Annotated in this window: 24 protein-coding genes; 5 read left to right on the forward strand and 19 right to left on the reverse strand. The window is 60.8% G+C overall.

The features are described 5' to 3' along the window. Positions 1 to 42: 42 nt before the first annotated feature. Positions 43 to 1,272 carry a phosphoglycerate dehydrogenase gene (serA, locus tag HU806_RS16860; protein WP_003186856.1) on the forward strand — a complete coding sequence of 410 codons (1,230 nt, stop codon included), beginning with the start codon at positions 43 to 45 and terminating at the stop codon, positions 1,270 to 1,272. A gap of 82 nt (positions 1,273 to 1,354) precedes the next feature. Here the strand turns inward: serA and HU806_RS16865 are convergent, their stop codons facing one another. Further along, on the reverse strand, positions 1,355 to 1,780 hold the full coding sequence (locus HU806_RS16865; RefSeq protein ID WP_186612539.1) for a DUF4399 domain-containing protein: 426 nt from the start codon (positions 1,778 to 1,780) through the stop codon (positions 1,355 to 1,357). A gap of 133 nt (positions 1,781 to 1,913) precedes the next feature. On the opposite strand from HU806_RS16865, the gene HU806_RS16870 reads away from it, so the two are divergent. Then, positions 1,914 to 2,480: a transporter substrate-binding domain-containing protein gene (locus HU806_RS16870; RefSeq protein ID WP_186612541.1), complete on the forward strand. Its 567-nt coding sequence runs from the start codon at positions 1,914 to 1,916 to the stop codon at positions 2,478 to 2,480. A gap of 203 nt (positions 2,481 to 2,683) precedes the next feature. Here HU806_RS16870 and HU806_RS16875 read toward each other — a convergent pair whose 3' ends face one another. The 12 genes from HU806_RS16875 to HU806_RS16930 all read right to left on the reverse strand — a co-directional run bounded on the left by HU806_RS16875 (position 2,684) and on the right by HU806_RS16930 (position 14,785). Beyond that, positions 2,684 to 3,310 (reverse strand): class I SAM-dependent methyltransferase, encoded by a 627-nt coding sequence (locus tag HU806_RS16875; protein WP_186612543.1) that lies wholly within the window; start codon positions 3,308 to 3,310, stop codon positions 2,684 to 2,686. A gap of 99 nt (positions 3,311 to 3,409) precedes the next feature. Beyond that, complete coding sequence (locus HU806_RS16880) at positions 3,410 to 4,054, reverse strand: methionine ABC transporter permease (protein ID WP_186612546.1); 645 nt, start codon at positions 4,052 to 4,054, stop codon at positions 3,410 to 3,412. Next, positions 4,044 to 5,168, reverse strand: coding sequence for a methionine ABC transporter ATP-binding protein (locus HU806_RS16885; RefSeq protein WP_186612547.1), 1,125 nt, complete (start codon positions 5,166 to 5,168; stop codon positions 4,044 to 4,046). Before HU806_RS16885 ends, HU806_RS16880 begins: the two co-directional genes overlap by 11 nt. Before the next feature lie 2 nt (positions 5,169 to 5,170). Continuing rightward, positions 5,171 to 5,980: a MetQ/NlpA family ABC transporter substrate-binding protein gene (locus tag HU806_RS16890; RefSeq protein ID WP_186612549.1), complete on the reverse strand. Its 810-nt coding sequence runs from the start codon at positions 5,978 to 5,980 to the stop codon at positions 5,171 to 5,173. A 21-nt stretch (positions 5,981 to 6,001) separates the two neighbouring features. After that, complete coding sequence (locus tag HU806_RS16895) at positions 6,002 to 7,363, reverse strand: LLM class flavin-dependent oxidoreductase (protein ID WP_186612551.1); 1,362 nt, start codon at positions 7,361 to 7,363, stop codon at positions 6,002 to 6,004. Further along, positions 7,363 to 8,556 (reverse strand): SfnB family sulfur acquisition oxidoreductase, encoded by a 1,194-nt coding sequence (locus HU806_RS16900; RefSeq protein WP_186612553.1) that lies wholly within the window; start codon positions 8,554 to 8,556, stop codon positions 7,363 to 7,365. The genes HU806_RS16895 and HU806_RS16900 overlap by 1 nt, the downstream gene beginning before the upstream one ends. A 23-nt stretch (positions 8,557 to 8,579) precedes the next feature. Next, entirely contained in the window at positions 8,580 to 9,821 is a 1,242-nt protein-coding gene (locus HU806_RS16905) for an SfnB family sulfur acquisition oxidoreductase (protein WP_186612555.1), read from the reverse strand. Between the two features lie 292 nt (positions 9,822 to 10,113). Then, complete coding sequence (locus HU806_RS16910; RefSeq protein ID WP_186612557.1) at positions 10,114 to 10,881, reverse strand: hypothetical protein; 768 nt, start codon at positions 10,879 to 10,881, stop codon at positions 10,114 to 10,116. A 461-nt stretch (positions 10,882 to 11,342) separates the two neighbouring features. Then, positions 11,343 to 12,104, reverse strand: coding sequence for an L-cystine ABC transporter ATP-binding protein TcyN (gene tcyN / locus HU806_RS16915; RefSeq protein ID WP_186612559.1), 762 nt, complete (start codon positions 12,102 to 12,104; stop codon positions 11,343 to 11,345). Positions 12,105 to 12,107: 3 nt separating this feature from the next. Next, a complete protein-coding gene (gene tcyL, locus HU806_RS16920) occupies positions 12,108 to 12,773 on the reverse strand; it encodes a cystine ABC transporter permease (protein WP_014336021.1) in 666 nt (221 codons plus the stop codon). After that, a complete protein-coding gene (gene tcyJ / locus HU806_RS16925) occupies positions 12,773 to 13,573 on the reverse strand; it encodes a cystine ABC transporter substrate-binding protein (protein WP_186612561.1) in 801 nt (266 codons plus the stop codon). The genes tcyL and tcyJ overlap by 1 nt, the downstream gene beginning before the upstream one ends. A 213-nt stretch (positions 13,574 to 13,786) precedes the next feature. Next, positions 13,787 to 14,785, reverse strand: coding sequence for a D-cysteine desulfhydrase (locus HU806_RS16930; RefSeq protein ID WP_186612563.1), 999 nt, complete (start codon positions 14,783 to 14,785; stop codon positions 13,787 to 13,789). 336 nt (positions 14,786 to 15,121) lie between these two features. Here HU806_RS16930 and betT point away from each other — a divergent pair, with 336 nt between their 5' ends. Further along, positions 15,122 to 17,083: a choline transporter BetT gene (gene betT, locus HU806_RS16935; RefSeq protein WP_186612647.1), complete on the forward strand. Its 1,962-nt coding sequence runs from the start codon at positions 15,122 to 15,124 to the stop codon at positions 17,081 to 17,083. A gap of 12 nt (positions 17,084 to 17,095) precedes the next feature. Here betT and HU806_RS16940 read toward each other — a convergent pair whose 3' ends face one another. Continuing rightward, on the reverse strand, positions 17,096 to 17,836 hold the full coding sequence (locus tag HU806_RS16940) for an SDR family oxidoreductase (RefSeq protein WP_186612565.1): 741 nt from the start codon (positions 17,834 to 17,836) through the stop codon (positions 17,096 to 17,098). Positions 17,837 to 17,968: 132 nt separating this feature from the next. On the opposite strand from HU806_RS16940, the gene HU806_RS16945 reads away from it, so the two are divergent. Together HU806_RS16945 and mgrA are read left to right on the forward strand one after the other, a co-directional pair. Further along, positions 17,969 to 18,859 carry a LysR family transcriptional regulator gene (locus HU806_RS16945; protein ID WP_186612567.1) on the forward strand — a complete coding sequence of 297 codons (891 nt, stop codon included), beginning with the start codon at positions 17,969 to 17,971 and terminating at the stop codon, positions 18,857 to 18,859. A gap of 100 nt (positions 18,860 to 18,959) precedes the next feature. Next, complete coding sequence (gene mgrA / locus HU806_RS16950) at positions 18,960 to 19,997, forward strand: L-glyceraldehyde 3-phosphate reductase (RefSeq protein ID WP_186612569.1); 1,038 nt, start codon at positions 18,960 to 18,962, stop codon at positions 19,995 to 19,997. Positions 19,998 to 20,209: 212 nt separating this feature from the next. Here mgrA and tauD read toward each other — a convergent pair whose 3' ends face one another. The 5 genes from tauD to gshA all read right to left on the reverse strand — a co-directional run bounded on the left by tauD (position 20,210) and on the right by gshA (position 25,565). Further along, positions 20,210 to 21,052: a taurine dioxygenase gene (gene tauD / locus HU806_RS16955; RefSeq protein ID WP_186612571.1), complete on the reverse strand. Its 843-nt coding sequence runs from the start codon at positions 21,050 to 21,052 to the stop codon at positions 20,210 to 20,212. Positions 21,053 to 21,101: 49 nt separating this feature from the next. Beyond that, on the reverse strand, positions 21,102 to 21,941 hold the full coding sequence (gene tauC / locus HU806_RS16960; RefSeq protein WP_186612573.1) for a taurine ABC transporter permease TauC: 840 nt from the start codon (positions 21,939 to 21,941) through the stop codon (positions 21,102 to 21,104). After that, positions 21,938 to 22,732, reverse strand: a complete 795-nt coding sequence (tauB, locus tag HU806_RS16965; protein ID WP_186612575.1) for a taurine ABC transporter ATP-binding subunit — start codon at positions 22,730 to 22,732, stop codon at positions 21,938 to 21,940. Before tauB ends, tauC begins: the two co-directional genes overlap by 4 nt. Before the next feature lie 26 nt (positions 22,733 to 22,758). Next, complete coding sequence (gene tauA, locus HU806_RS16970; RefSeq protein WP_186612577.1) at positions 22,759 to 23,736, reverse strand: taurine ABC transporter substrate-binding protein; 978 nt, start codon at positions 23,734 to 23,736, stop codon at positions 22,759 to 22,761. 245 nt (positions 23,737 to 23,981) lie between these two features. Then, positions 23,982 to 25,565: a glutamate--cysteine ligase gene (gene gshA / locus HU806_RS16975; RefSeq protein ID WP_186612579.1), complete on the reverse strand. Its 1,584-nt coding sequence runs from the start codon at positions 25,563 to 25,565 to the stop codon at positions 23,982 to 23,984. Between the last annotated feature and the right edge of the window lie 172 nt (positions 25,566 to 25,737).

The following is a 25,737-nucleotide window of genomic DNA, read 5'->3' on the forward strand; positions in this document are numbered from 1 at the left end:
CCCGATTCCCTGCCATTTTCTCCGGGACACAGGTTTACGCAGATGAGCAAGACTTCTCTCGATAAGAGCAAGATCAAGTTCCTTCTTCTCGAAGGCGTCCACCAATCGGCTGTCGACGTCCTCAAGTCGGCGGGCTACACCAGCATCGAGTACATCACCAGTTCTCTGCCGGAAGCCCAGCTCAAGGAAAAGATCGCCGATGCTCACTTCATCGGCATTCGCTCCCGTACCCAATTGACCGAAGAGATCTTCGACCACGCCAAGAAACTGGTCGCGGTCGGCTGCTTCTGCATCGGCACCAACCAGGTCGACCTCAACGCAGCCCGTGAGCGTGGTATCGCGGTGTTCAACGCGCCGTACTCCAACACCCGCTCCGTTGCCGAACTGGTGCTGGCCGAAGCGATCCTGCTGCTGCGCGGCATCCCTGAGAAGAACGCTTCCTGCCACCGTGGCGGCTGGATCAAGAGCGCGGCCAATTCCTTCGAAATCCGCGGCAAGAAGCTGGGTATCGTCGGCTATGGCTCGATCGGCACCCAGTTGTCGGTACTCGCCGAAGGCCTCGGCATGCAGGTGTTCTTCTACGACACTGTGACCAAGCTGCCGCTGGGCAACGCGACCCAGGTGAACAACCTGCATGAGTTGCTGGGCATGTCCGACATCGTCACCTTGCACGTGCCGGAAACCGCCGCCACCCAATGGATGATCGGCGAGAAGGAAATCCGGGCCATCAAGAAAGGCGGGATCCTGATCAACGCCGCTCGCGGCACGGTGGTCAAGCTCGACGCCTTGGCCGACGCGATCAAGGACAAGCACCTGATCGGCGCCGCCATCGACGTGTTCCCGGTGGAGCCACGCTCCAACGACGACATCTTCGAGAGCCCGCTGCGTGGCCTCGACAACGTGATCCTGACCCCGCACATCGGCGGTTCCACCGCTGAAGCCCAAGCCAACATCGGCCTGGAAGTGGCGGAAAAACTGGTCAAGTACAGCGACAACGGTACCTCGGTGTCGTCGGTGAACTTCCCGGAAGTAGCCCTGCCGGCCCACCCTGGCAAGCATCGCCTGCTGCACATCCACGAGAACATCCCGGGTGTGATGAGCGAGATCAACAAGGTCTTCGCGGAAAACGGCATCAACATTTCCGGTCAGTTCCTGCAGACCAACGAGAAAGTCGGCTACGTCGTGATCGACGTCGATGCCGAATACTCGGACCTGGCGCAAGAGAAGCTGCAGCACATCAACGGCACCATTCGTTGCCGCGTGCTGTTCTAGGAAGCTGACTGCAAGTCGAGGTTTGGCTTGCGAAAGAAAACGGGAGCCCCGAACAGGGCTCCCGTTTTTTTGTCGGGTACCGTTACTTCACGTTCACGGTGATTTTTTCGGAGACAATCGACGGATCGAACGGCATGTGGCCGCTGTCGCCCAGAATCAATTGCAAGGTGTGCTTGCCTGGAGCCAGCTTGATAGTGGCTTCGGTCTGCGCCTTGCCGAAATGCATGTGGTTGGCGTCGGTCGGAATCGGTGCACCTTCCTCCGGTAGGTCGTCGACATCGATCAGCAAATGGTGATGACCGGTGTTTTTTGTCACGTCGCCTGCCGGGGCCAGGGCGATATTCTTGACACCGAACTTGACCTTGAATTCTTGGCTGACGGTGGCGCCGTCTGCCGGGGAAACAATGAACACTTGCGCACCTTTTGGCGCCGGGGTAGCGGCGCTTGCCAGCATCGAAGCGCCCAGCAACAGACCGGCCAACGCGGTACGAGACATAAAGCTTTTCATTTTTTTCTCCAGTTTTTCCATGAAATCCGCTTGGTCATGACAACTTCATGACCAATCGTTGTCGAAGCCTGCAACAACCATAGCAAAGCGAGCCTGAAACGAGCGTCGCTTGTATAAATACAAAGGAGTGACCATGCGTTTTCTGCCTGGCCTGATCTGCCTGCTACCCCTGTTGAGCCCTCTGGCCCATGCGGAACTGATCGACGACATCAACGACCGTGGCGAATTGCGGATCGCCCTCGAGGCCAACACGGCTCCTTTCAACTTCAAGGAGGACGGAAAGCTCACCGGTTTCGAAGTGGAACTGGGCGAAATGCTTGCCAGTGAACTCGATGTACGGCCCGATTTTGTCGTCACCGATGCCGCGGATCTGCTGGCCGGTGTGGAAAGCGGCAAGTACGACGTCGCCATCAACCACATAGCAATGACCCCGGAACTGGCGGAACGTTTCGACACCAGCGCGACTTACAGCCAACCGGATGCACGATTGCTGGCCAGCAAGGATGAGCCGCAACGTCCGCTGGTCCTGGTCCAGTCATTTCAGCCGGAGGAAAAGCAGGGCCCGCCGCCCAGCCTGGTGATTCCGTTCCAGAAGGGCAACCCGGCGTTCAAGGCCAGCCTGGACAATGCCCTGAGTCGCATCAAGGATGACGGGCGGCTGGAGCAGTTATCGCAGAAGTGGCTGGTCAAGCCGGAGTGACAGGCGCTTAAAAAGTCGGATTCAGGCTCCGTCCTTTGTGGCGAGGGAGCTTGCTCCCGCTCGGCGGCGCAGCCGTCGTAAAGCGGCTGACACGGTCTGCCTGGAAAATTACCTCATCCGGGTTGGGGCCGCTTCGCGGCCCAGCGGGAGCAAGCTTCCTCGCCACGGGGGCCAGCATCCCCCCGGACCAGACCGGTCAGCCTTTAAACTTTACGCCACACACTCGCCAGCCAAGGCTGCTGCTCTCGCGGCAGCCCCGCCGGCCGGTAGTAGTGCTCCAGCTCGACGAAGCCCGCCTCGGTGAGCAATGCCCGCCAGGCGTCCAGGTCGTGATACGCGCCGAAGCGCTGGCCGTTCCAGCCTTCCTGGTTTTCGCCCCGAGGATTTGAGCTGAACAACACGCCGCCGGGTCTGAGCGTGGCGTGCAATTGCTTGAGCACCCGAGGCAGTTCCTGGACGGGAACATGAAACAGCACCGCGTTGGCGAAAATCCCGTCAAAGCGTTCGGCTGGCAGGTCGAGCTGCAAGAAGTCCTGGCGCCACACATCACAGCCGCTGTCCTGGCGCGCCATTCGGGCAAATTCTTCTGAGCCGTCGAGGCCGACCGCAACATGACCCATGGTGGTGAACGTGCGCAGATCCCGTCCCGGACCGCAGCCGAAGTCCAGGATATGAAACGGCGCCTGGCCTTGGATATGCCTCAGCAAGGCGTCGATGTTCTGGCTGACATCATGGTCGCGTGTGCCTTCGCGAAAATCTTCTGCCACTTCGTTGTAGTGACCCAGGGTCGTGGCGGTGATGGTGCGCAGGTCGTCGGGTGTGTGTTTCATGATCACGGCTTGGGTGGGGAGCGTTGGTCGACTATACCGCAAGCAGGCTTGTGGCTTAATCGTCACCGGCAAGCGGGCTCGCTCCCGTGATGCCGCGTTTCAGCGCTTGTTCAGGCTTTGCGCCAAGCGGTCGCCACCCAACTGGATCACTGCCACCAGCGCCACCAACAACACGATCACCGTGAGCATCACCTGGCTGTCGAAACGCTGGTAGCCGTAACGGTAGGCAATATCGCCCAGCCCTCCGGCGCCGATTGCCCCGGCCATGGCGGATGAGTTGATCATGGTCACCAACGTGATGGTAAAACCGCCAACGATACCTGGCAGCGCTTCGGGCAGCAGCACGTGCCAGACGATGTGCCAGCGCCGGCAGCCCATGGCCTGCGCGGCTTCGATCAGGCCATGGTCGACCTCCCGCAGACTGACTTCGGCGATCCGGGCGAAGAACGGCGTGGCGGCGATGGTCAGTGGTACCACCGCGGCCCACACGCCGTAGGTGGTGCCGACGATCAACCGGGTGAACGGAATCAGTGCCACCATCAGGATCAGGAAAGGTATCGAGCGAAACAGGTTTACGAACGCGCCCAGGGCTCTGTTCACGGCGGGTGCTTCATAGATTCCGCCCTTGCCACTGGTGACCAGGATCACTGCCAACGGAATGCCCGCCAGCAAAGCGATCAACGACGACACACCGACCATCAGGAACGTGTCGATAAAACCCTGCAATAACCGATCAAGCCACATAACCCAGCACCTCCACGTGTTGCGCCCAAGCGCCTGCCCGTTGGCGCAATTCTTCCGCGCTCCATGAGGAGCCGCTCACCGCCAGCAATAATTGCCCGAGCCCATGGCCCTGGATCCGTTCGATCCCGCCATGCAGCAGCCGCACCCGTCCGCCGAGGGCATTGAACAACGCAGCGAGGTCCGGTTCATCACGGCTTGTCCCGGTGAATTGCAGGCGCAGCACCGTGGCGGCGGCCGCCGACGCCGGTTGTCGCTGCAAGCGGTTCTGCAACTCCTCAGGCAGCGCGTGCTGCAGCGGCGCCAGCAGCGTCCTGCTGACGTCATGCTGTGGATTGCCGAAGACTTCCCAGACTGGCCCTTGCTCGACGATTCGCCCCTGTTCGAGCACCACCACCCGGTCGCAGACTTCCCGGATCACCGCCATTTCATGGGTAATCAGAACAATTGTCAGGCCCAGCCGCTGGTTGATCTGGCGCAGCAAGCCGAGGATCGATTGAGTCGTCTCCGGATCCAGCGCCGAAGTGGCCTCGTCACACAGAAGAATCTCTGGATCGTGGACCAGCGCCCGGGCGATCCCGACCCGCTGCTTCTGTCCGCCCGAGAGCTGCGCCGGATAAGCCTCGTGCTTGCCCTGCAATCCCACCAGTTCGAGCAGCTCGCGGACTTTTTGCTGCCGTTGTTCCTTGGGCACACCGGCCACTTTCAGCGGCAGCTCCACGTTCTGCCACACCGTCTTGGCCGACATCAGGTTGAAATGCTGGAAGATCATGCCGATGCGCCGGCGCAGCGCCACCAGGCGATCCTCGTCGAACTCGCCAATGTCCACCTGATCGATCAGCACGCGCCCGCTGGTGGGTTGTTCGAGCCGGTTGATGGTGCGGATCAGCGATGACTTGCCAGCGCCGCTGCGGCCGATGATCCCGAACACCTCGCCGTGCTGGATCGCCAGGTCGATGCCCTGCAGCGCATTGACCGGCCCTTGGGCACCCGTGTAAGTCTTGCCCAGGCCGATGAAACGCACGTGGGCGCGATTGAGCTGCGGGTGCAGTTCGGTGTGCTCGGCAGTCCGCGGCTTGGGTGTTTGCTGTTTGGGCAGAGCGTTGACGGCGTTCATGATCAGCTTTCCCAACCGGCTTGATAGAGCTTGCCGTGGGCCTTGTCCAGGGCCGCGCGCACGGCGGGGGAGTGCTGGTAGATGTCGACGAACTTGATCAGCCGAGGATCGTTTTTATTCTTGGGCTGGATCACGAACTGGATTACATATTCCTTGTGGTCGAGGCCGTCGAACAACAGGGCGGACGTGGCATCGAAGGTGTTTGCCAACCGGATGTAAGCCGGATAGCCCTGCACCAGATCGGCATCTTCATAGGCGCGCACCAGTTGCACGGCCTCGACTTGGAGAATCTTGAGCTTCTTCGGGTTGGCGATGATGTCGTCTTCGGTGGCCTTGTAGCCCACGCCCGGCTTGAGCTGGATCAGCCCGGCCTTGGCCAGCAGTTGCAAGCCGCGACCGCTGTTTATCGGGTCGTTGGCAATGGCAACGCTCGCCCCCTCGGACAGCTCGTCGAAGCTTTTGTAGCGTTTTGAATAGAGACCCACGTTGTTGATGATCCCCGGCGCGAACGGCACCAGATCGAATCCGGCGGCGGCCTTGGCGTTTTCCAGGAAAGGGATGTGCTGGAAGTAATTCACGTCAATGTCGCCGGAAGCGAGGCTGACGTTTGGTGCGATCCAATCGCTGAACTCCACCAGTTCGACCTTCAGGCCTTGTTTGCCCGCCTCCTCGACAGCGGCCTCCAGCGGGATGGCGAAGGCGGCGGTGGTGCCAATTTTCAACGGAGCATCAGCCGCAAAGAGAGCTGAGCTGAACAGGCCGAGGGCCAGGGCCAGTGCTTTGACTGGCAGGGTCAGGAGGTGCTTGGTCATGTCGGTTGTTCCAGTCATTGATTAAAAGTGCCGGTAGGTGGAGCCGGTGTGTTGTTCGGGCAAGCGGGCGCCTCCCTGAAAGAGCTTTGCGCGCAGCGTGCCTTCGTCGTATTCGGTCTTGTACGAGCCGCGTCGCTGCAGCTCGGGAATCACCAGGTCGATGAAGTCCACATAGCTCTCTGGCGTGACGATTCGGGTCAGGTTGAAGCCGTCGAGGCCGGTCTCGGCGATCCACGATTCCAGCTCGTCGGCCACCTGCGCGGGCGAACCGACCACGGTGATGTAGCGACCGCCCAAGGCGTGTTGCTCCAGCAGTTTGCGTCGGGTCCAGTCGTTGTTCTGCAGGGTCTTGGTGGCGGACTGGATGGCATTGCTCTTGACGTACTGGATCGGTTCGTCCAACGCGTACTCGGAAAAATCGATGCCCGTCGACGCGGAAAAATGCGCGACGCCGGCTTCGGCGCTGGCATAGCTCAAGTACTCGGCATGTTTGGCCCAGGCGGCGGTTTCGGTCTGCCCGACAATCACGTTCAGGCCCATGAACACCTTGATGTCCTCGGGATGTCGCCCAGCCGCGACGGCGCTTGCGCGGACTTTGTCGACTTGGGCCTTGGTCGCGGCTTTGTTCTGGCCGCTGATGAACACGCACTCGGCATGGCGCCCGGCGAACTGTAAGCCGCGCTCGGAACTGCCGGCCTGGAACAGCACCGGTGTGCGTTGCGGGGACGGTTCGCAGAGGTGATAGCCCTCGACCTGATAGAACTCACCCCGGTGGCTGACCTTATGCACTTTTTCCGGCTGGGCGTAGATCCGTTGCTGGCGATCATCGATCACCGCGTCGTCTTCCCAGCTACCCTCCCACAATTTGTAAAGCACCTGCAGGTATTCGTCGGCCTGGTCGTAGCGACGGTCGTGCTCGACCTGGGCGGTCAGGCCCATGGCCTTGGCGGCGCTGTCCAGGTAACCGGTGACGATGTTCCAGCCAACCCGGCCGCGCGTCAGGTGGTCCAGTGTGCTCATGCGTCGGGCGAACAGATAGGGCGGTTCATAGGTGAGGTTCGCGGTGAGGCCGAAGCCCAGGTTCTTCGTAACCGCCGCCATCGCCGAGACCAGCAGCAATGGGTCGTTGACCGGCAACTGGATCGATTCTTTGAGCGTGACATCCACCGATTGCTGATAGACGTCGTAGACCCCGACGATGTCGGCGATGAACAGCCCGTCGAACAATCCGCGCTCGAGCAACTGCGCGAGCCCGGTCCAGTATTCAATCGTATTGAATTGGGTGGACGTGTCCTGGGGATGGGTCCACAGGCCGTGATTGATGTGCCCGATGCAGTTCATATTGAACGCGTTGAGCAGGATCTTCTTTTTGCCGTGGGCCATCAGATGGTCCCTCGCAGCGGCGGGTTTTCATCGTTGAGGTAGAAATTGCCGACCGCGTGGTATTTCCAGCGCACCGGGTCGTGCAGGGTGTGCACCCGAGCGTTGCGCCAGTGGCGATCCAGGCCGTGTTCGGCGAGGGTCGCCTGGCTGCCGGCCAGTTCGAACAGCGTGCTGCCGGCGGACAGGGAGATTTCGGTGCTGATGGCCCGGGCTTCGGCCACCGCAATCGAGGCTGCCGCCACCGTTTCGGCGTTCGTATCGGCCTGGGCCAGGTCGAGGAATTCACCGGCGCGTTCCAGCAGGGCTTCGGCGGCATGCAGGCGAATGCTCAGTTGGCCGAAGCTTTTGAGGGTATGCGGGTCCTGGGTGGCGACGTCGCTGGTGGCGTCGATCCATGGGCGGGTTTTGTTGCGGACAAAATGCAGGGCGTCTTCGTAGGCGGCGCGGGCGATGCCGGTGTCGATGGCCGCATGGAGAATCTGCGCCAGCGGGCCTACCGGAGTAGGGCGTTCGAAGGCGCTCTGGAACGGCACGACGTCTACGGCGGCGACCTGTACATCTTCAAACACCACCGAGCCGCTGCCCGTGGTGCGCTGGCCGAAACCGCTCCAGTCGTCGATCACGGTCAGGCCTTTGCTGTTGCGCGGCACGAATGCCAATTGCTGCACGCCGTGCTCATCCACCACCGAGGTAGGAATGCGCTGGGCATAGATCGCCCCGGTGGCGTAGAACTTGCGACCATTGATCCGGTAGCCCTCACCGTCGCGACGCAATTGCGTGGTGCGGTCGTGGGCGGTCTTGGTGCCTAGCTCCGCCAACGCATTGCCAAAACGTTGGCCGGCCAGGACTTCGGCATACAGGCGTTGTTTTTGCGCTTCGCTGCCGTTTACCCGCAACACTTCCAGCGCGTAGAAATGGTTTTGCGGGATCTGCCCAAGCGAGCCGTCAGCCTGGGCGATCAGTGCAATGACCTTGGCCAGCGTGACGTTGGATAAGCCCGCACCGCCGTGGGCCTTGGGCACGCTGATGCCCCACAGGCCGGAGCGGGAGAAAGCCTCCAATTCCGGGTATGGCAGGCGACGTTCGCGGTCGCGCAGGGCGCTGTCGCGCTTGAAGTCATCGGCCAGGTCGCTGGCCACGATCAGGGCTTGTTCATCGCTGGTGATTACCGCGACGTGTTGGGAAAGCGTCATGTGCTGCTCCAGAGGTCGGGTCGTCAGATCCAGGAATGTCGGGCCGGCAAGGTGCCGTTCAGGCGATAGTCGCCGACTGCGTGATACTTCCAGCGCACCGGGTCGTGCAGCGTGTGGACCCGCGCGTTGCGCCAGTGGCGATCGAGATTGAATTCCGCAAGGGTGGCGCGGCTGCCGGCCAGCTCGAAGAGTTTTTCGCTGGCTTGCAGGGCGACCTCAGTCGCCAGCACCTTGGCTTCGGCCACGGCTATCGACGCGTGGGCCGCGGACTGAGCGGTAATCGGCGCGGCGTTGACCTGGTCCAGTACCTGCCCGGCCTTGCACAGCAACGCTTCGGCGGCGTGCAGTTCGATCTTCAACCGGCCGACGTCGGCGATGACATACAGATCATCGCTGGCGCGCTCGACCTTGGCGTCGATCCACGGCCGGGCGCGCTCGCGAACGAAGGCGATCGCATCGTCAATGGCGCCCCGGGCGATACCTACGTCGATAGCGGCCTGGATCAGTTGGGAGAACGCGCCTTGTACATTCGGCGCGTCGTTGATGCGCCAGTTATCCAGTACCAGCTCGGCATCGACCCGCACATTATTCAGTAGCACGGTGCCGCTGGCCGTGGTCCGCTGGCCGAAGCCCGACCAGTCATCGACAATCCGCAGACCCGGTGTTCCGCGCCGAACGAACGCCAATACCTGGCGACCCTCGTCGTCCAATGCCTTGACCGCGACCCAATGAGCGAACAGCGCGCCAGTGGAGTAGAACTTCTGCCCATTGATGACAAAGCCGTCAGCGTCGCTGGTGATCCGCGCCCTGAGTTCCAGGGTGTTGCGAGTGCCACGCTCCGGCCCGGCGTTGCCGATGCGCCAGCCTTCGAGCACGCTCTGGAGGAGAATTTTTTTCTGCCGTTCGGTGCCTGTGGCCAGAATTAGCTGGAGCACGCCGAACTGGTTCTGGGGAATTTGACCGAGGGCCGGGTCAGCCGTGGAAATGATCGCGAACACCTCGGCAACGGTGACGGCGGAAACTTGCGGACCGCCGTATTCGCGAGGAACGGCAATGCTGCCGAGCCCGCTGCGGGTGAACTGTTCGATTTCTGACCAGGGAAGTTTACGCTGCTGGTCGCGACGCGCGGCCTGCTGCCGGGCGACCTGTGCCAGTTCATGGGCGGCCTTGATTGCTTCGGCGTCGGTGCGCAGAACCTGTGCCGGCAATAACAAGGGAGCGATGTCTTGGTCGCTCTGGACCTTTGCTTGCGCCAGATCGGACATCACAGCCACTCCGTGGCTGCATGCAGTGCCTTGGCGCCCTGCACTGGGGTGATTGTGTTCCGTACCATACCCACCTCACATCTCAAGAAAACACCGCGATGAATGCGGTGAACAAAAATCAAGAATGTCCGGTGGTCCGGTTTATATACCCTAAACGCGTATAAAAAGTTTTTGAACTAACTTTTAAGAATATCGATAGGTTGGTTTTAAATCGAAGGTATGGGCCCCTTGGACGAAGCGGTTTTTGTGGCGAGGAAGCAAAGGTCCTTGCCACAAAAAACGAGCGTCACCATTATTTTCGATGACGCGATTCGGCGACCATGAGCGGTTCTTTCGCAGGAGGCTTCGGATAGGGATTGGCGCAACCGATTTTCAAAGTCCGTGGTGGCGCCCAATGGGAGTTGTTGCCGACTCGGTCGATGATGCAATAGGTCACCTCCAAACGCAGGTCCTCACCCGCTTCCATGATGACTTCCGGCGGCACCCAGACGTGAACCGGCAGTCCCACCTCGCCAGGCTTTATGGGCGGTAGATCCATGCGTACATCGCCCCAACGCACGGTAATCGCATCGCTGGCCGCCATGTTCAGGTAGGGCTCGATGGTCAACGGCACGCCGCGTTTGATCTGATTGGGATTCACGCCTTGGCGGCGGATGGTGTCCGGGATACGCACCGGCGCCAGGCTCTGGTTCTCGTCGCCGAGCAAGGATGAAGGCCGCCCCCCAGGGCAATCGAGCTTGACCTGCACCTGTTGCGTTGCTGACAGCGACGGCCCTCGTCCAATTTGCATGATCCGATAGTGGATGCGCGAGGTGCCGTTGACGATGAAGCTCTCCGGGACGCGCAAACTGACGCTGCCGTGCATATCTGTCTCTGACAGCAGGCGCGAGCCAACATAGCAGTTGTCCCAGAACAGTTCGATCAGGTCGCCTGGGTCCATGCCCGGGTAAGGGGCAATGACGACTTCCAGGTGTTCGGCGCTGGTGATGTTGATGCCGGTACGTTGGCCGCTGGCCAAGGTGGGCGCGGCCAACTCAGGGAAATTCGACATACTTGTCATGGTGTTCTCCTTGATGTCTAAAACGAACTGTGTTCCCGAAAGTTTAAAGACGACTGATAGTCGCGACACTTTGTGATGTGTTACTACGGAAAATAAATAACGCGTGATGCTTGTTCATTCTAGATATAGGTTTGACAGTTTCACTGTCAATAGCGGCGATTGCTTAATAGTTAATTAAGCAAGTCTTCAGAAATATCCTACGCGTCGGAGTTATTAATGCGCGGCGTCGTGCGCACTTTTCCTCGGAATGCCGCGTTCGTTGACCGCCAGAGCCGGCGTCTTTGGGCTGGCGTGGATGGAGAGATCAATGGAAGTAGAGGGTGCCAAAAATCTGTCTGTTCGTTATTGGGGTTGCCGTGGGAAACGGCGGTTGGAAGTTGTTATTCGACGCGCTGGTGTTGGGCTTTTTAAAGTTGGACTTGGTTCACTTCCCTCCCTGGAAGTGTCGACAAGCCAACCAATTACTGCGCGCCATGTCCGGCCGAGAGGAACTTGCTGAGAAACTGTCGAGTGCGCTCTTCTTTCGGCGCTTCGAACAACGCCTTGGCTTCACCTTGCTCAACAATTACGCCTTTGTCGAAGAACACCACGCGATTGGCTACATCCCGGGCGAAGCCCATCTCGTGAGTCACGATGACCATGGTGCGCTTTTCTTCGGCCAGGCCCCGAATGGTTGCCAGCACTTCACCCACCAGTTCCGGGTCGAGGGCCGAGGTTGGCTCGTCGAAGAGGATCACCGCAGGTTCCATCGCCAGCGCCCGGGCGATGGCCACGCGCTGTTGCTGACCACCGGACAGGCGCCTCGGGTAAGCGTCTTCCTTACCGGCCAGGCCGACCTTGGCCAGTAGCTTGCGGCCCAGGGCTTCAGCGTCGGCACGCGGGGTCTTTTTCACCACCAGCGGACCTTCGGTGACGTTTTCCAGTGCGGTGCGATGGGGAAACAGATTGAAATTCTGGAACACGAAGCCCACCTGCTGGCGCAAACGACGCACCAGCCCTTGCTGCTGGTTCAGCGGGCGACTGCCATCAATCTCGATATCGCCCACCTTGATCCGTCCGCTGGTGGGTTCTTCGAGGAAATTCAGACAGCGCAGAAACGTCGTCTTGCCCGATCCGCTGGGGCCGATGATCGCTACCACTTCGCCTTCTTCAATCTTCAGGTCGATGCCGTTGAGCACCACCTGACCCTTGAATTGCTTTGTCAGTTTTTCCACGACAATCATGGGTCAGGACTCCTGGTCGTGCCGATTGACCCGGGCTTCCAATACGTTCTGCAAGTGCGAAAGCACGCTGGCAAGAACCCAGTAGATCAGCGCGGCGGCAAGATACATGGTAAAGATTTCGAAGGTGCGAGCAGTGATCAGCTGCGCCTGGCGGAACAGTTCCGGTACCTGGATGGTTGCCGCCAGCGCGGTGTCCTTGACCAGGGAAATGAAGCTGTTGCCCAACGGTGGCAGCGCCGTGCGTGCGGCTTGCGGCAGGATGGCCCGGCGCAGTGTCTGGGCACGGGTCATCCCGATACTGGCCGCCGCTTCCCACTGACCGCGCTCGATGGAACTGATGGCGGCCCGCAGGATTTCACACGCATAGGCCGCCATGTTCAGCGAGAAACCGATCAGGGCCGCCGGCAGCGGATCCAGCTCGATGCCCAGTTGCGGCAGTCCGTAATAAATCACGAACAACTGCACCAGCAACGGCGTGCCGCGAAAGAACGACACGTAGATACGCGCGATCCAGTTCACCAGCTTGAAACGCGACAGCCGCATCAGCGCCAGGCCGAACCCCAGCAACAAGCCGAAGAACATTCCGCCCAGGCTGAGGATGACCGTGTAGTACGCGCCCTTGAGCAGAAAGGGCGCGGAATCCAGTGCGAGTTGAAGAGCTGCTTCCATTATTGGGTGACGTCAGCGCTGAAGTATTTTTCCGAGAGCTTCTTCAGCGTACCGTCGGCGCGCAGTTTTTCGATGGCTTTGTTCACGGCTGCCAACAGCTCAGGCTCGCCTTTGCGCAGGGCAATACCCGACTCCTGGCGCGAAAAGGCTTCGCTGGTGACGGTGGTGTCCTTGGCCTTCTTGGCGTATTCCAGAGCGGCCAGACGGTCGATCAGGATGGTATCGATGCGGCCGACGCGCAGGTCCTGGAACTTGGTGGGGTCATCGTCATAGGTTTTGACTTGCGCGCCCGGTACTTCGGCTTTCACCCACTGTTCGTAGTTGGTGCCCAGGCCCACGCCGACTTTTTTACCGTCCAGGTCGGCAGCTTTCCTGATGTTCAGCTCATCGGCTTTTTTGGTCAGTACCAGCGCTTGAATCCCGGAGACGGTGTACGGCTCGGAGAAATCGTATTTTTTCTTACGTTCTTCGGAGATGGTCACTTGGTTGACCACCGCATCCAGTCGCTTGGATTCCAAGGCCGCGAGGATACCGGCCCAAGGCGTGGTCTGCAGCTTCACCTTGACGCCCAGTTCCTTGGCCAAGGCTTCGGAAAACTCTACTTCGAAGCCGGTTAGCTTGCCGCTATCATCAACGAAACTGAACGGTGGATAAGTACCTTCCAAGCCGATCTTGATCTCGCCGGCATCCTTGATTTTTTGCAGTTGCTCACCGGCAACCGCCTGCCCCAACAGGCCGGCGCTCAATGCCAGGCCCAGCGAACCTACCAGCAGGTTGCGACGTAATGCGGAAAAATTCATGACAAGCCCCTGTGTTTTCTTATGAAGACGTTTATCGGCAAGAGAAGGCGTAGCCGCGATACGCAAGTATTGCCACATCCTGCCTTAAAAGCAGGGGATGCGTCTCGTGGCAAATACCTCTGCGGCGCGACTATAAGTTGCGTTTCATAGATTGGAAAATAATATTAAATCATCCATATATTCCAAAGCGGAATGATGCCGCTGTCGGGAGTTTCAAGACCCTAGCGCCGAGTCGTAGGCGAACAACGCCGGCGCGCCGCCGGTGTGCAGGAAGATGATCGGGCCGTCGTCAAAGCGGTCACGACCAAGGCCATCGAGCAGGCCGGCCATGGCCTTGCCGGTATAGACCGGATCGAGCAGAAGGCCTTCCTGGCTGGCCAGCAGCTTGACCGCCGCCAACGTGCCGGCGTTCGGTTCGCCGTAGCGGGGGCCGAAATACTCGTCCCATAGATTCACTTTGAACGCATCCGGAAGGGCGACCCCGAGCAACGCTGCCGCGCGCTCGGCCAGGCCCTGGACCTTGGGATACTGGTCCTCCTCGCTACGGGAAACGGTTACACCAATGACCGCAAGCGTGGGCAGGGTTTCGCTCAAGGCCAGCGCCAGGCCGCTGTGGGTGCCGGCGCTGCCCGAGGCCAGCACCACGGCGGCGAATTCGATGCCGGTGTCCTTGATCTGTTCGGCCAACTCCAGGCCAGCGCGCACATACCCCAACGCGCCCAGCGCGTTCGAGCCGCCAATCGGCACCAGGTAGGGCTTTTTCCCGTTGCTGCGCAGGCGGCCGGCGAGCGCATGCAGCTGTTCGTCGGCATTGTCCAGGTTGTCTACCAACTCGACTTTAGCGTCGAACAGCTCAAGCAACAGCCGATTGCCGTTGCCCAGGTAATTGCTGTCCTCAGTGCCGATGGGGTTTTCCAGCAGCGCGACGCAACCCAGGCCGAGCTTCGCGGCCAGGGCTGCGGTCTGGCGGACGTGGTTGGACTGGATCGCGCCGGCGGTAATGAGCGTGTCGGCACCTTGGGCCAATGCGTCGGCGGCCAGGTACTCGAGCTTGCGTAGTTTGTTGCCACCGAGCGCCAGGGGCGTCAGGTCGTCGCGTTTGACGTAGATGTCCCGGCCGAGCCAACGGGAGAGGCGGTCAAGTTTTTCCAGTGGTGTCGGATGGCCGAGCAGGTCGAGACGACTGAAGCGAGACAACTGTTCTTTGATCATGGGTCCGTACTGGTTGTAGGCGATAGCGGACTATAGGCACGCCGATATTCAGGGGCAACTGGCGTGTGGGACGGAGCACTGAACGAATGCGCTCCCGGCAGCGTCATACCCACCCATGGACTAGTGTAGGAAGCGTGCCGTTGAGCCCTGCGATTAGTCCTTAGCAGCCTGTTCATGTTTAACTTGAACGTTCATTCAAGTTAAACCCTTGGTTTGCTGCCCGCTCACAACAGGAGGCTTGCCTTTGCCGAGTCCGTTTGCGCACGTCATGATTTCGTTTTGCGAGGTGCTTCGTCGATGAGTACTTCGTCCCTTCCATCCAGCGGCCTGGTCCGCATGAATCCGCCGGTGTTCTACTTCGCGGCGACCTTCATCCTGCTGTTCGGCCTGGTCGTCATTGCCGCGCCGGAGCAGGCCGGCGCCTGGCTGCTGGCGGCGCAGAACTGGGCGGCCAACACGGTCGGCTGGTATTACATGCTGGCAATGACGCTGTATCTGGTCTTCGTGGTGGTCACCGCCTTGTCCGGCTACGGCAAGATCAAGCTCGGTGCCGACCACGACGAGCCCGAATTCAGTTACCTGTCCTGGGCCGGCATGTTGTTCGCCGCCGGGATCAGCATCACGCTGTTCTTCTTCTGCGTCTCCGAGCCGCTGACCCACTTGGTCCAGCCGCCCCAGGGCGAGGCCGGAACCGCCGATGCGGCGCGCCAGGCCATGCAGATCCTGTTTTTGCACTGGGGCCTGCACGGCTGGGGAGTCTTTGCGTTTGTCGGCATGGCGCTGGCGTACTTTGCCTACAGACACAATCTGCCATTGGCCTTGCGTTCGGCGTTGTATCCGCTGATTGGCAAACGCATCAACGGCCCTATCGGTTATGCGGTAGACGGCTTCGGCATCATCGCGACGGTGTTTGGCCTTGGCGCGGACATGGGGTTTGGTGTTTTGCACCTCAATTCCGGATTGGATTACCTGTTCGGCATCGCCCACACCCAATGGATCCAGGTCGGCCTGATCGTACTGATGATGGGGGCAGCGATCATCGTCGCGGTGGCCGGTGTCGACAAAGGCGTGCGGGTCATGTCCGACATCAACATGCTGTTGGCCTGCGCGCTGTTGCTGTTCGTGCTGTTTGCCGGGCCGACCCAGCATTTGCTCAACACCTTGATCCAGAACATCGGCGATTACCTCGGCGCCCTGCCGATGAAGAGCTTCGACCTTTACGCCTACAACGAGCCCAGCGACTGGCTGGGCGGCTGGACGGTGTTCTACTGGGCCTGGTGGATTGCCTGGTCGCCGTTCGTGGGACTGTTCATCGCGCGTATTTCCCGTGGCCGCACCATCCGCGAATTCGTGTTTGGCGTGCTGTTGATCCCTTTGGGCTTCACCCTGGCGTGGATGTCGATTTTCGGCAACAGCGCCATCGACCAGGTGCTCAACCACGGCATGAGCGCCTTGGGCATGTCGGCCCTGGAAAATCCGTCGATGAGTCTTTATCTGCTGCTGGAAACCTATCCTTGGAGCAAGACGGTCATCGCGGTCACGGTATTCATCAGCTTCGTGTTTTTCGTCACGTCCGCCGACTCCGGTACTGTGGTCCTGTCGACGCTGTCCGCCAAGGGCGGCAACCCGGATGAAGACGGGCCGAAATGGCTGCGAGTGTTCTGGGGCGCAATGACCGCCCTGGTGACCAGTGCGTTGTTGTTCTCCGGCAGTATCGATGCGCTCAAGTCAGCCGTGGTGCTGACGTCCTTGCCGTTCTCATTGATTCTCTTGCTGATGATGTGGGGCCTGCACAAGGCGTTTTATCTCGAATCCCAGAAGCAGATCGCGCAATTGCATTCCCTGGCACCGGTGTCGGCTTCACGGCGTGGTACGGGTGGCTGGCGCCAGCGCCTGAGCCAGGCGGTGCACTTTCCTTCTCGCGACGAGGTATACCGCTTCCTCGACACCACGGTGCGTCCGGCCATCGAGGAAGTGAAAGCGGTATTCGCCGAAAAAGGCTTGACCGTGGTGACCCAGCCAGACCCGGCCAACGACAGCGTCAGCCTGGAGATCGGTCACGGCGAGCAGCATCCCTTCATCTATCAGGTGCAGATGCGCGGCTACTTCACGCCGTCCTTCGCCCGCGGCGGCATGGGTTCCAAGCAAATCAACAATCGCCGCTATTACCGTGCCGAAGTGCACCTGAGCGAAGGCAGCCAGGATTACGACCTGGTGGGCTATTCCAAGGAACAGGTCATCAACGACATCCTCGACCAGTACGAGCGGCACATGCAGTTCCTGCATCTGGTGCGCTGATCGGAAGGGGCCTCAGACCAGCCCACCGTTTGCCCGCAGGATCTGCCCGTTCACCCAACCGGCGGCCGGGCTGGCCAGGAAGGACACGATGCGGGCGATGTCTTCCGGTTGGCCGAGGCGCTCCAGTGGCGGCATCTTGGCGTAGTGCTGGACCTGCTCTTCGCTTTTGCCGTGCATGAACAGCTCGGTGGCGACTGGCCCGGGGGCCACGGCATTGACGGTGATCTGGCGACCGCGCAGCTCCTTGGCGAAGACCTGGGTCAGGGATTCCACGGCGGCCTTGCTGGCAATGTACACCGAGTAGCCGGGCAGGTTGAGGCCTACGGTGCTGCTGGAAAAATTCACGATGCGGCCGCCATCGTTCAACCGGGTCGCGGCTTCGCGCAGGGTGTTGAAGGTGCCGCGCGTGTTGATGGCGAATGTGCGGTCGAACAGCTCGTCGCTGTGCTGCGCCAGGGGCATGACCTGGAGGATGCCGGCGTTGTTGATCAGCACATCGATTTTGCCCAGCTGTGTTTCGACCTCATCGAACATCCGGCTGACATCCGCCGCGACAGACACATCGGCTTTCACCGCTATGGCCTGGTGCCCGGCCTGGCGCAACTGCACCACGAGCTTCGAGGCCTCGGCGGCGCTGTTGGCGAAGTTGATGGCAACGGCAAAACCGTCGCTGGCCAGTTGCTTGGCGATCTGCGCGCCGATGCCGCGGGAGGCGCCGGTCACGATGGCGACTTTCGAGTTCTGGACAGTCATGGCAAAAGTTCCTCTTTCGGGGGAGTGCGGTGATTCGTTGGAGCCAGATTCACATGTTTACTCTCGGCGATAAATGCATGAGAGTTGCCTTGACTGTTCAATATCCAGCAACAATCAAGGTGCGCCAATCAGATGGATCAAGTCAGGGCAATGAGGGTGTTTGTTCGAATATACGAGCGCAGCAGCTTCACCCTGGCCGCTGATGACTTGAACATGCCTCGCGCCACGCTGACCCATACGCTCAATCAGTTCGAGGCCTGGCTGGGCGTGCGTCTTCTCGAGCGCAGCACCCGCAAGGTGCGTCCGACCCTCGATGGCGAGGCCTACTACCCGCGCTGCGTGCAATTGCTGGCGGAACTCGAAGAGGCCGAGCTGGCGTTTCGCGGCGTGGCGCCCAAAGGCAAGTTGAGGGTGGACCTGCACGGAACCCAGGCCCGGTATTTCGTGATTCCGGCGTTGCCACAATTCATGGCCCGCTACCCGGAGATCGAATTGTTCATCAGCGAGGCCGATCGCTTCGTCGACCTGATTGCCGAAGGCGTCGATTGCGTGCTGCGGTCCGGAACGCTGGGGGATTCGTCATTGATTGGCCGGCGTGTCGCGACTCTTCGGCAGATCACTTGTGCCAGCCCCGGCTACTTGCGCGAGTACGGCGAACCGAAAAGTCTCGATGACTTGCGCCACCATCGGGCGGTGAACTACGTCTCTCGCACCACCGCCAAACTGTATCCGTTCGAATTCATGGTCGATGGCGACATCAAGGAAGTGCCGATCGGGGGCACGTTGTCGGTGTCCGGCGCGGAAATCTACGCCGCCTCGGCCATCGCCGGCCTTGGCCTGATCCAGTGCCCGCACTACCGGATGGAAGAGCAGATCAAGCAGGGCCTGATCCAGGAAGTCCTCACCGCCACCCCTCCGCCGCCCATGCCGGTGTCGGTGCTTTATCCACACAACCGGCACATGTCGCCGCGGGTACGGGTGTTCGTGGATTGGGTGGCGGAGGTGTTTGCGCAGGCGCGTTAGTTAATGTCCCTCCTACCACTGCGGCGAACTTTTGGCCTGGGTGATGCGTCTGTGAAATGTTAGCTTCTGCCTCCAGCCGTCCGAACAGAGAGCCTTTTCGATGACTTACACCGCTGCGCAAAACCGCTACGAGTCCATTCCTTACCGCCGCGTGGGTCGCAGCGGGTTGGTGCTGCCGGCGCTGTCACTCGGGTTGTGGCACAACTTCGGTGACAGCACGCCGATCGAGACTCAGCGAGCCCTGTTGCGTACAGCGTTCGACCTGGGCATCAATCACTTCGACTTGGCCAACAACTATGGCCCGCCCTACGGCAGCGCCGAGATCAATTTCGGCCGCTTGCTGCGTGAGGATTTCAAGCAGTATCGCGACGAGTTGATCATCTCCAGCAAGGCCGGTTGGGACATGTGGCCAGGTCCTTATGGCCAGGGCGGCGGGTCGCGCAAGTACGTTCTAGCCAGCCTTGACCAGAGCTTGCAACGCCTGGGGTTGGATTACGTCGACATCTTCTATTCCCACCGTTTCGACCCCGACACGCCACTGGAAGAAACCGCCAGCGCCCTGGCCACCGCCGTGCAGCAAGGAAAGGCGTTGTACATCGGCATTTCTTCCTATTCCGGCGTGAAAACCCGGGAAATGGCCGCGCTGCTCCAGGAATGGAAAGTCCCGCTGTTGATCCATCAACCGGCCTACAACCTGCTCAACCGCTGGGTGGAGAAAGACTTGCTGGATGCCACCGAAGAGCTGGGCACCGGCGTGATTGCCTTCACGCCGCTGGCCCAGGGCCTGCTGACCGACAAGTATCTCAAAGGCATTCCGGCCGATGCTCGGGTCAACCGTCCGGGTGGCGGCTCGTTGCAGGCTTCGCACTTGTCCGAAGAAAACATTGCCCACGTACGCGCCCTGAATGAAATCGCCCAGCGTCGCGGCCAAAGCCTGGCGCAGATGGCCTTGGCCTGGACCTTGCGCGACCCGCGCGTCACCAGCGCACTGATCGGCGCCAGCCGGCCGGAGCAAATTATCGAGAACGTCGGCGCCTTGAAGAATCTGAGTTTCAGCGCCGAGGAACTGGCCGAGATCGATCGGTTTGCCCAGGAAGGCGGGATCAATCTTTGGGAGAAGCCTTCGTCGGCTGAGTGATTCCAGCCGGTTTATAAGTCGGGCGCAGAACCCGTGGCGAGGGAGCTTGCTCCCGCTGGGCCGGGCTGGCGCTCCAGCGCGAAGCGGCCCCCAGTTCATGTTGCTTGCGCATGATGAACTGATCCGAGATTTTGGGGCTGCTACGCAGCCCAGCGGGAGCAAGCTCCCTCGCCACGGGGATATGAGTCGTTTGGAAGATCCAGGTAGGGCACTCACCTGAAAAACGGCACATCCCCCAACACTGTCGCCCGGTGCATCACTCGTCGGGCGGGACGGTAGTCGTCGACGGCAAAATGCTGAGTCACGCGGTTGTCCCAGAACGCCACGTCGTTGACCTGCCAGCGCCAGCGCAGGGTGAACTCCGGGCGGGTGGCGTGGGCAAAGAGCAGTTTCAGGATCACCTCGCTTTCGGTTTCGGACAGTTCATTGATGCGCGTGGTAAAGCCTTCGTTGACGAACAGCGAGCGACGGCCGCTCACCGGGTGTGTGCGAATCACCGGGTGGGACAGCGGTGGGTTCTTGCGGCGCGCTTGTTCCCAGCGCGCCAGATCTTCGGCGCTATTGCCGAAGCGCTCGAGGGGAAACGAGCGGGTGAAGTCGTGCGTCGCCGTCAGCCCTTCCAGCAAGGTTTTCAGCGGCGCCGACATGGCTTCGTATGCCGCAATGCCACTGGCCCACAATGTGTCGCCACCAAACGCCGGTAGCAGCTTGGCGCTGAGCACCGCGCCCAGGGCGGGTGTCGGGAGGAAGGTCACGTCGGTGTGCCACACAGCATTGTCGCGAACGTCGGTGGCGGCGGTGTCGAGTACCAGAACTTCGGGTTGCTCCGGCACGTTGGGGTAGATCGGATGAATGTGCAGGTCGCCAAAATACGCGGCGAAACGTGCCTGCTGTGGCGGTTCGATCGGCTGGTCGCGGAAAAACAGCACCTGATGATCGAGCAACGCCTGCTCGATGATGTCGCGATCTTCCAGGCTCAGCGGCTGACTGATATCGATCCCCTCGATCTGCGCGCCGAGGGCGGAGCTCAAAGGCGTAATGGTCGGGCGATTCATCTCAATGTTCTCGGTCTGGGCGCCGAATCGTCGGCGTGGTCATTGGGGATCAATGGGCCTGGCCGTGCCAAGGCACTAATTTGCGTTGCAGGGCGCGCAGGCCCATTTCCATGGCGAAGGCGATCAGTGCGATCACCAGGATCCCCAGCACCACGACATCGGTGACCAGGAACTGCGCAGCCGACTGCACCATGAAACCCAGGCCGCTGGTGGCGGCGATCAGTTCGGCGGCCACCAGCGTCGACCAACCTACGCCCAGGCCGATGCGAACACCGGTGAGGATGTCCGGCAGGGCACTGGGAACAATCACATGGCGAATCAACTGCGCGCGCGTGGCGCCCAGCGATTGCGCGGCTCGCAGTTTGGCCGGGTCGACGGTGCGCACCCCAGTGGCGGTGGCGATGGCGATCGGGGCGAAGATCGCCAGGTAGATCAGCAGGACTTTCGACAGCTCACCGATGCCGCACCAGATCACGATCAGTGGCAGATAAGCCAGCGGCGGAATCGGCCGGTAGAACTCGATCAACGGATCCAGCACGCCGCGGGCGATTCGGTTCGCGCCGATAGCGATGCCCACCGGCACGGCGGTCAGCACCGCGAACAACAGACCCAGGCCAATCCGCCCGAGGCTTGCGCCCAAATGTTGCCAGAGCGTGGAATCCATGTAGCCGCTGGTTGCCAGAAGCCAACCTTTTTGCAGCACGGCGGAGGGCGGCGGCAGGAACAACGGTTCGATCAGGCCACTGGCGGTGACTGCCCACCAAAGCGCCAATAACACGATCAGGGTCAGGCCGCTGATCCAGCGCGTACTCAGCTGCCGTTGGACGCGTAGAGGAGGGCGCGCGGGCTCGGCGTCGCTGGCCACGGCTGGAATTTCGTAACTGCTCATGCGCGCTCCTGTTGCCGAGTGGCGCTGCGTTGGGAAAACACCTTGGCAAGCACATGCTCGCGGGTTTCGATGAAGCGTGGGTCGGACTTGATCGACCGCGCTGATTCCCCGGCCCGGTAACGGCGGCCGAAATCCAGGCTCAGGCGCTCGACGATCTGCCCAGGATCGGGAGCCAGCAGGATCAGATCGGTGGCAAGGAACACGGCTTCTTCAATGTCATGAGTAATCAGGAACACGGGCTTGGCAGTGCGTTGCCAGACTTGCAGCAGCAGTTCCTGCATCTGTTCGCGGGTGAACGCATCCAGGGCGCCGAAAGGCTCGTCCATCAACAACACGCGCGGATCGGCGGCCAGCGCGCGGGCCAAGCCGACGCGTTGCTTCTGGCCGCCCGACAGCTGCCAGACGCGACGCTTTTCAAAACCGGCGAGGTCGACCAAGGCGAGCATTTCCCGGGCGCGGGCCTCGCGCTTATCCCTCGCGACGCCTGCCAGTTCCAGGCCGAACCCGACGTTCGCCAAGACGTCCTGCCAAGGCAACAACGCATCGTCCTGGAACACCACGCCGCGCTCGGCGCTCGGGCCCGAGACTGGCACGCCGTCCAGGGTGATCTGCCCAGCGCTGGGCTCGACGAACCCGGCAATCAGGTTTAACAGCGACGTCTTGCCACTGCCGGAGGGGCCGAGGGCAACCAGCAATTGCTCCGGGCCCAGGGTCAGTGAAATATCCGCCAGCACCGGTTTTGTTGCGCCGGGGTACTGTGCGCTGATGCGCTCCAGCTGTAGCAAGGCCATCTTGGCGTCTCCCTTTTTCGTTTTGATCAGCGCGTGATGTATCGGGCGCTGACGTATGGCGCGTAATCAGGCAGCACGGCCTCGACCTTGCCTTGCTCCTTGAGGAACGCGGCGGTGTTGGTGATGGCTTGGGTGGTCGGTGCGCCGAGGCTCACCACCTGATCGGCGGCCAGCGGGAAGACGTTGCCTTGTAGCAACAGGGGGATGTCACTGGCCTTGGCCCCGGAGAGTTTCACCAGTTTGTCGATGTTGGACGCATCGGCCAGCCAGGCTTGCGGGTCTTTGCGGTACTGGGCGTAGGCGTCCAGGGTGACCTTGGCGAAGGCCGTGACAATTTCGGGGTGCTTCTGGGCGAAATCCTTGCGCACGATCCAGGCATCGAACGTCGGTGCGCCAAACTGGGCCAGTTCGGCTGAAGTGATCAGCACCTTGCCGTTTTCCTTGGCCACGCCCAAAGCGGGATCCCAGACGTAAGTGGCATCGATGTCGCCGCGCTTCCAGGCGGCGATGATGGCCGGGGGCGCGAGGTTGAGCACGGTGACTTTCGACGGGTCGATATTCCAGTGTTTCAGCGCGGCCAGCAGGCTGTAGTGACCGGTGGAGACAAATGGCACGGCGATTTTCTTGCCGATCAGGTCTTTTGGAGTCTTGATGCCGGAGCCGTCACGCACTACCAAGGCTTCGGCGGCGCCGATCTGCGTGGCAATGAGGAAGGTTTCTACCGGAACCTTGCGCGTGATGGCAGCGGTCAGCGGGCTGGAACCGAGGTAGCCGATCTGCACATCGCCCGAAGCGATGGCGGCAATGATATCGGCGCCATTGTCGAACTTGCGCCAGTCGATGTTGGCCTGGGTAGCTTTCTCATACGAGCCATCGGCCTGGGCGACTTTTGCCGGGTCGACGGTGGTCTGGTAGGCGACGGTCAGATCCGTCGCCTGGGCAAAAAGGCTCGCCGCGGCCAGGGAAGCGGCCGCGAGAAAGCGAAGGGGGAAACTCAGAGACATGGCAAAGCTCCTCAACAGGCCGCCGGATGTTCGGCGTTGGAGGAGACTAAATGATCTAAGAATTAGTAAATAAATAACTTTTTCGAATTAGCTTATCTGCGAAAAAGTCTATCGCATGTGACACAAACCCCTGTGGCGAGGGAGCTTGCTCCCGCTGGCCTGCGTAGCAGGCCCTTCTTGCGGTCGCTGCGCAACCGAGCGGGAGCAAGCTCCCTCGCCACAGAAGCGTTCTCACCGAGAGGCGGTCAATTACTGATCGCCAAAATGCTCGCCTGATACGAACCCACGAACACGTCAAAGTCTCCCACCTCGTTCTGCTCCAGCTCGGTTTGCTGGACCAAGGACTGGCGAGCGGTTTCTTCGAACGCGGCTTGCTCCTCGGTCGACAACGGTTGGGCGCGGAAGAACTCGGCGTGGGCCTTGCTCTGGCGCAGGGAAAACTGGGCGAAGCTTTCCCGGTGCTCGGCCATGGCGGCCAAGACCTTGGCGGACGGCGTCAGCGACGGGTCGCGGACTTTTGCCTGTTGCGCGTCGAGAGCCTGGCGATGGGCATCACCGCCTTGGCTCTGGTCAAGCAGGGCGGCCAGCGGAGCAATCTTTTCCAGCAATTCCATGGCCCAGGCTTGCATGTCCACCGATTGGCCCTGGCGTTGCAGTTGCAGGCCTGGCTTGCGGCCTTCCTTGACCACGGTCAGGAAGTTGCTCGTGGCGTTGCTGCATTCGCTGTTTTCCAGCTGCGGGCTGTCGTTGAGGCCGCAATACAACAGGAACGCATCGAGGAACCGCGACTCGGTGAGGTCGATGCCCATCGGCAGGAACGGGTTGATGTCCAGGCAACGCACTTCGACGTACTGGATCCCACGGGCCATCAGCGCCTGGATCGGGCGCTCGCCGGTATACGTCACGCGCTTGGGGCGGATGTTGGAGTAGTACTCGTTTTCGATTTGCAGGATGTTGGTGTTGAGCTGCACCCATTCGCCGTTCTGGTGAGTGCCGACTTCCACATACGGCGCGTAAGGGGTTGCCACCGCCTTGCGCAGGCTGTCGGTGTAGCTTGCCAGATCGTTGTAGCAGGGGGTCAAGCCGGCCTGGGCGTTGCTTTGGTAACCCAAGTCGCTCATGCGCAGGCTGGTGGCGTACGGCAGGTACAAGGTGTCCGGATCCAGCTGTTCCAACTGATGCGGGCGGCCACGCAGGAAGCCGGCGTCCAAGGCCGGCGAGGCGCCGAACAGGTACATCAGCAGCCAGCTGTAGCGCCGGAAATTGCGGATCAACGCGATGTAGGCCGACGACTGGAAATCGCGGTCGCTGACGTCACTGGCTTCGTCCTGCCGGAGCAGCGGCCAGAGCTTTTCCGGCAGGGAAAAGTTGTAATGAATGCCGGCGATGCATTGCATGGTCTTGCCGTAGCGCAGGGCCAAACCCTTGCGGTAGACATATTTGAGCCGGCCGATATTCGAGGTGCCGTAATAGGCAATCGGGATGTCCTCCTCGGCCGGCAGCGGGCACGGCATCGAAGGGCTCCACAGGTACTCGTCGCCGAGTTTGCTGTAGGCAAACCGGTGGATCTTGTCGAGGCTGCGCAGGGTGTCGGCCGGGTTGGCCAGCGCCGGCGTGATGAACTCCAGCAGCGACTCGGAATAGTCGGTGGTGATCTGTTCGTTGGTCAGCGCCGAACCCAGGGTCTCGGGATGCGGTGTCTGCGCCAGTTGCCCGTTTTCCGTGACGCGCAGGCATTCACGCTCGATGCCGTGCAGGCATTGTTCGAGCAGGGAGAGGTTGGCGCGCTCGCCGAGCAGGGCCAGGCGGCGGTTTAAAAGGTCGCTCAAGTTGAATTCCTTCACGCGTCAGTCGCCCCAATATGGGGGTGGGCAAGACGGTCTACAAGGGTGAAGTTAAAACTGGCGTAGTCGCCTGGTTTATATGCCAAAGGCTAGTCATCGCAACCCACAGGGGATTTCGCCACTGCATTCATGGCGTCGAAATTAACCCAAATCGATG

The sequence above is a fragment of the Pseudomonas sp. SWRI154 genome, assembly GCF_014268645.1.
Lineage (GTDB): Bacteria > Pseudomonadota > Gammaproteobacteria > Pseudomonadales > Pseudomonadaceae > Aquipseudomonas > Aquipseudomonas marvdashtae.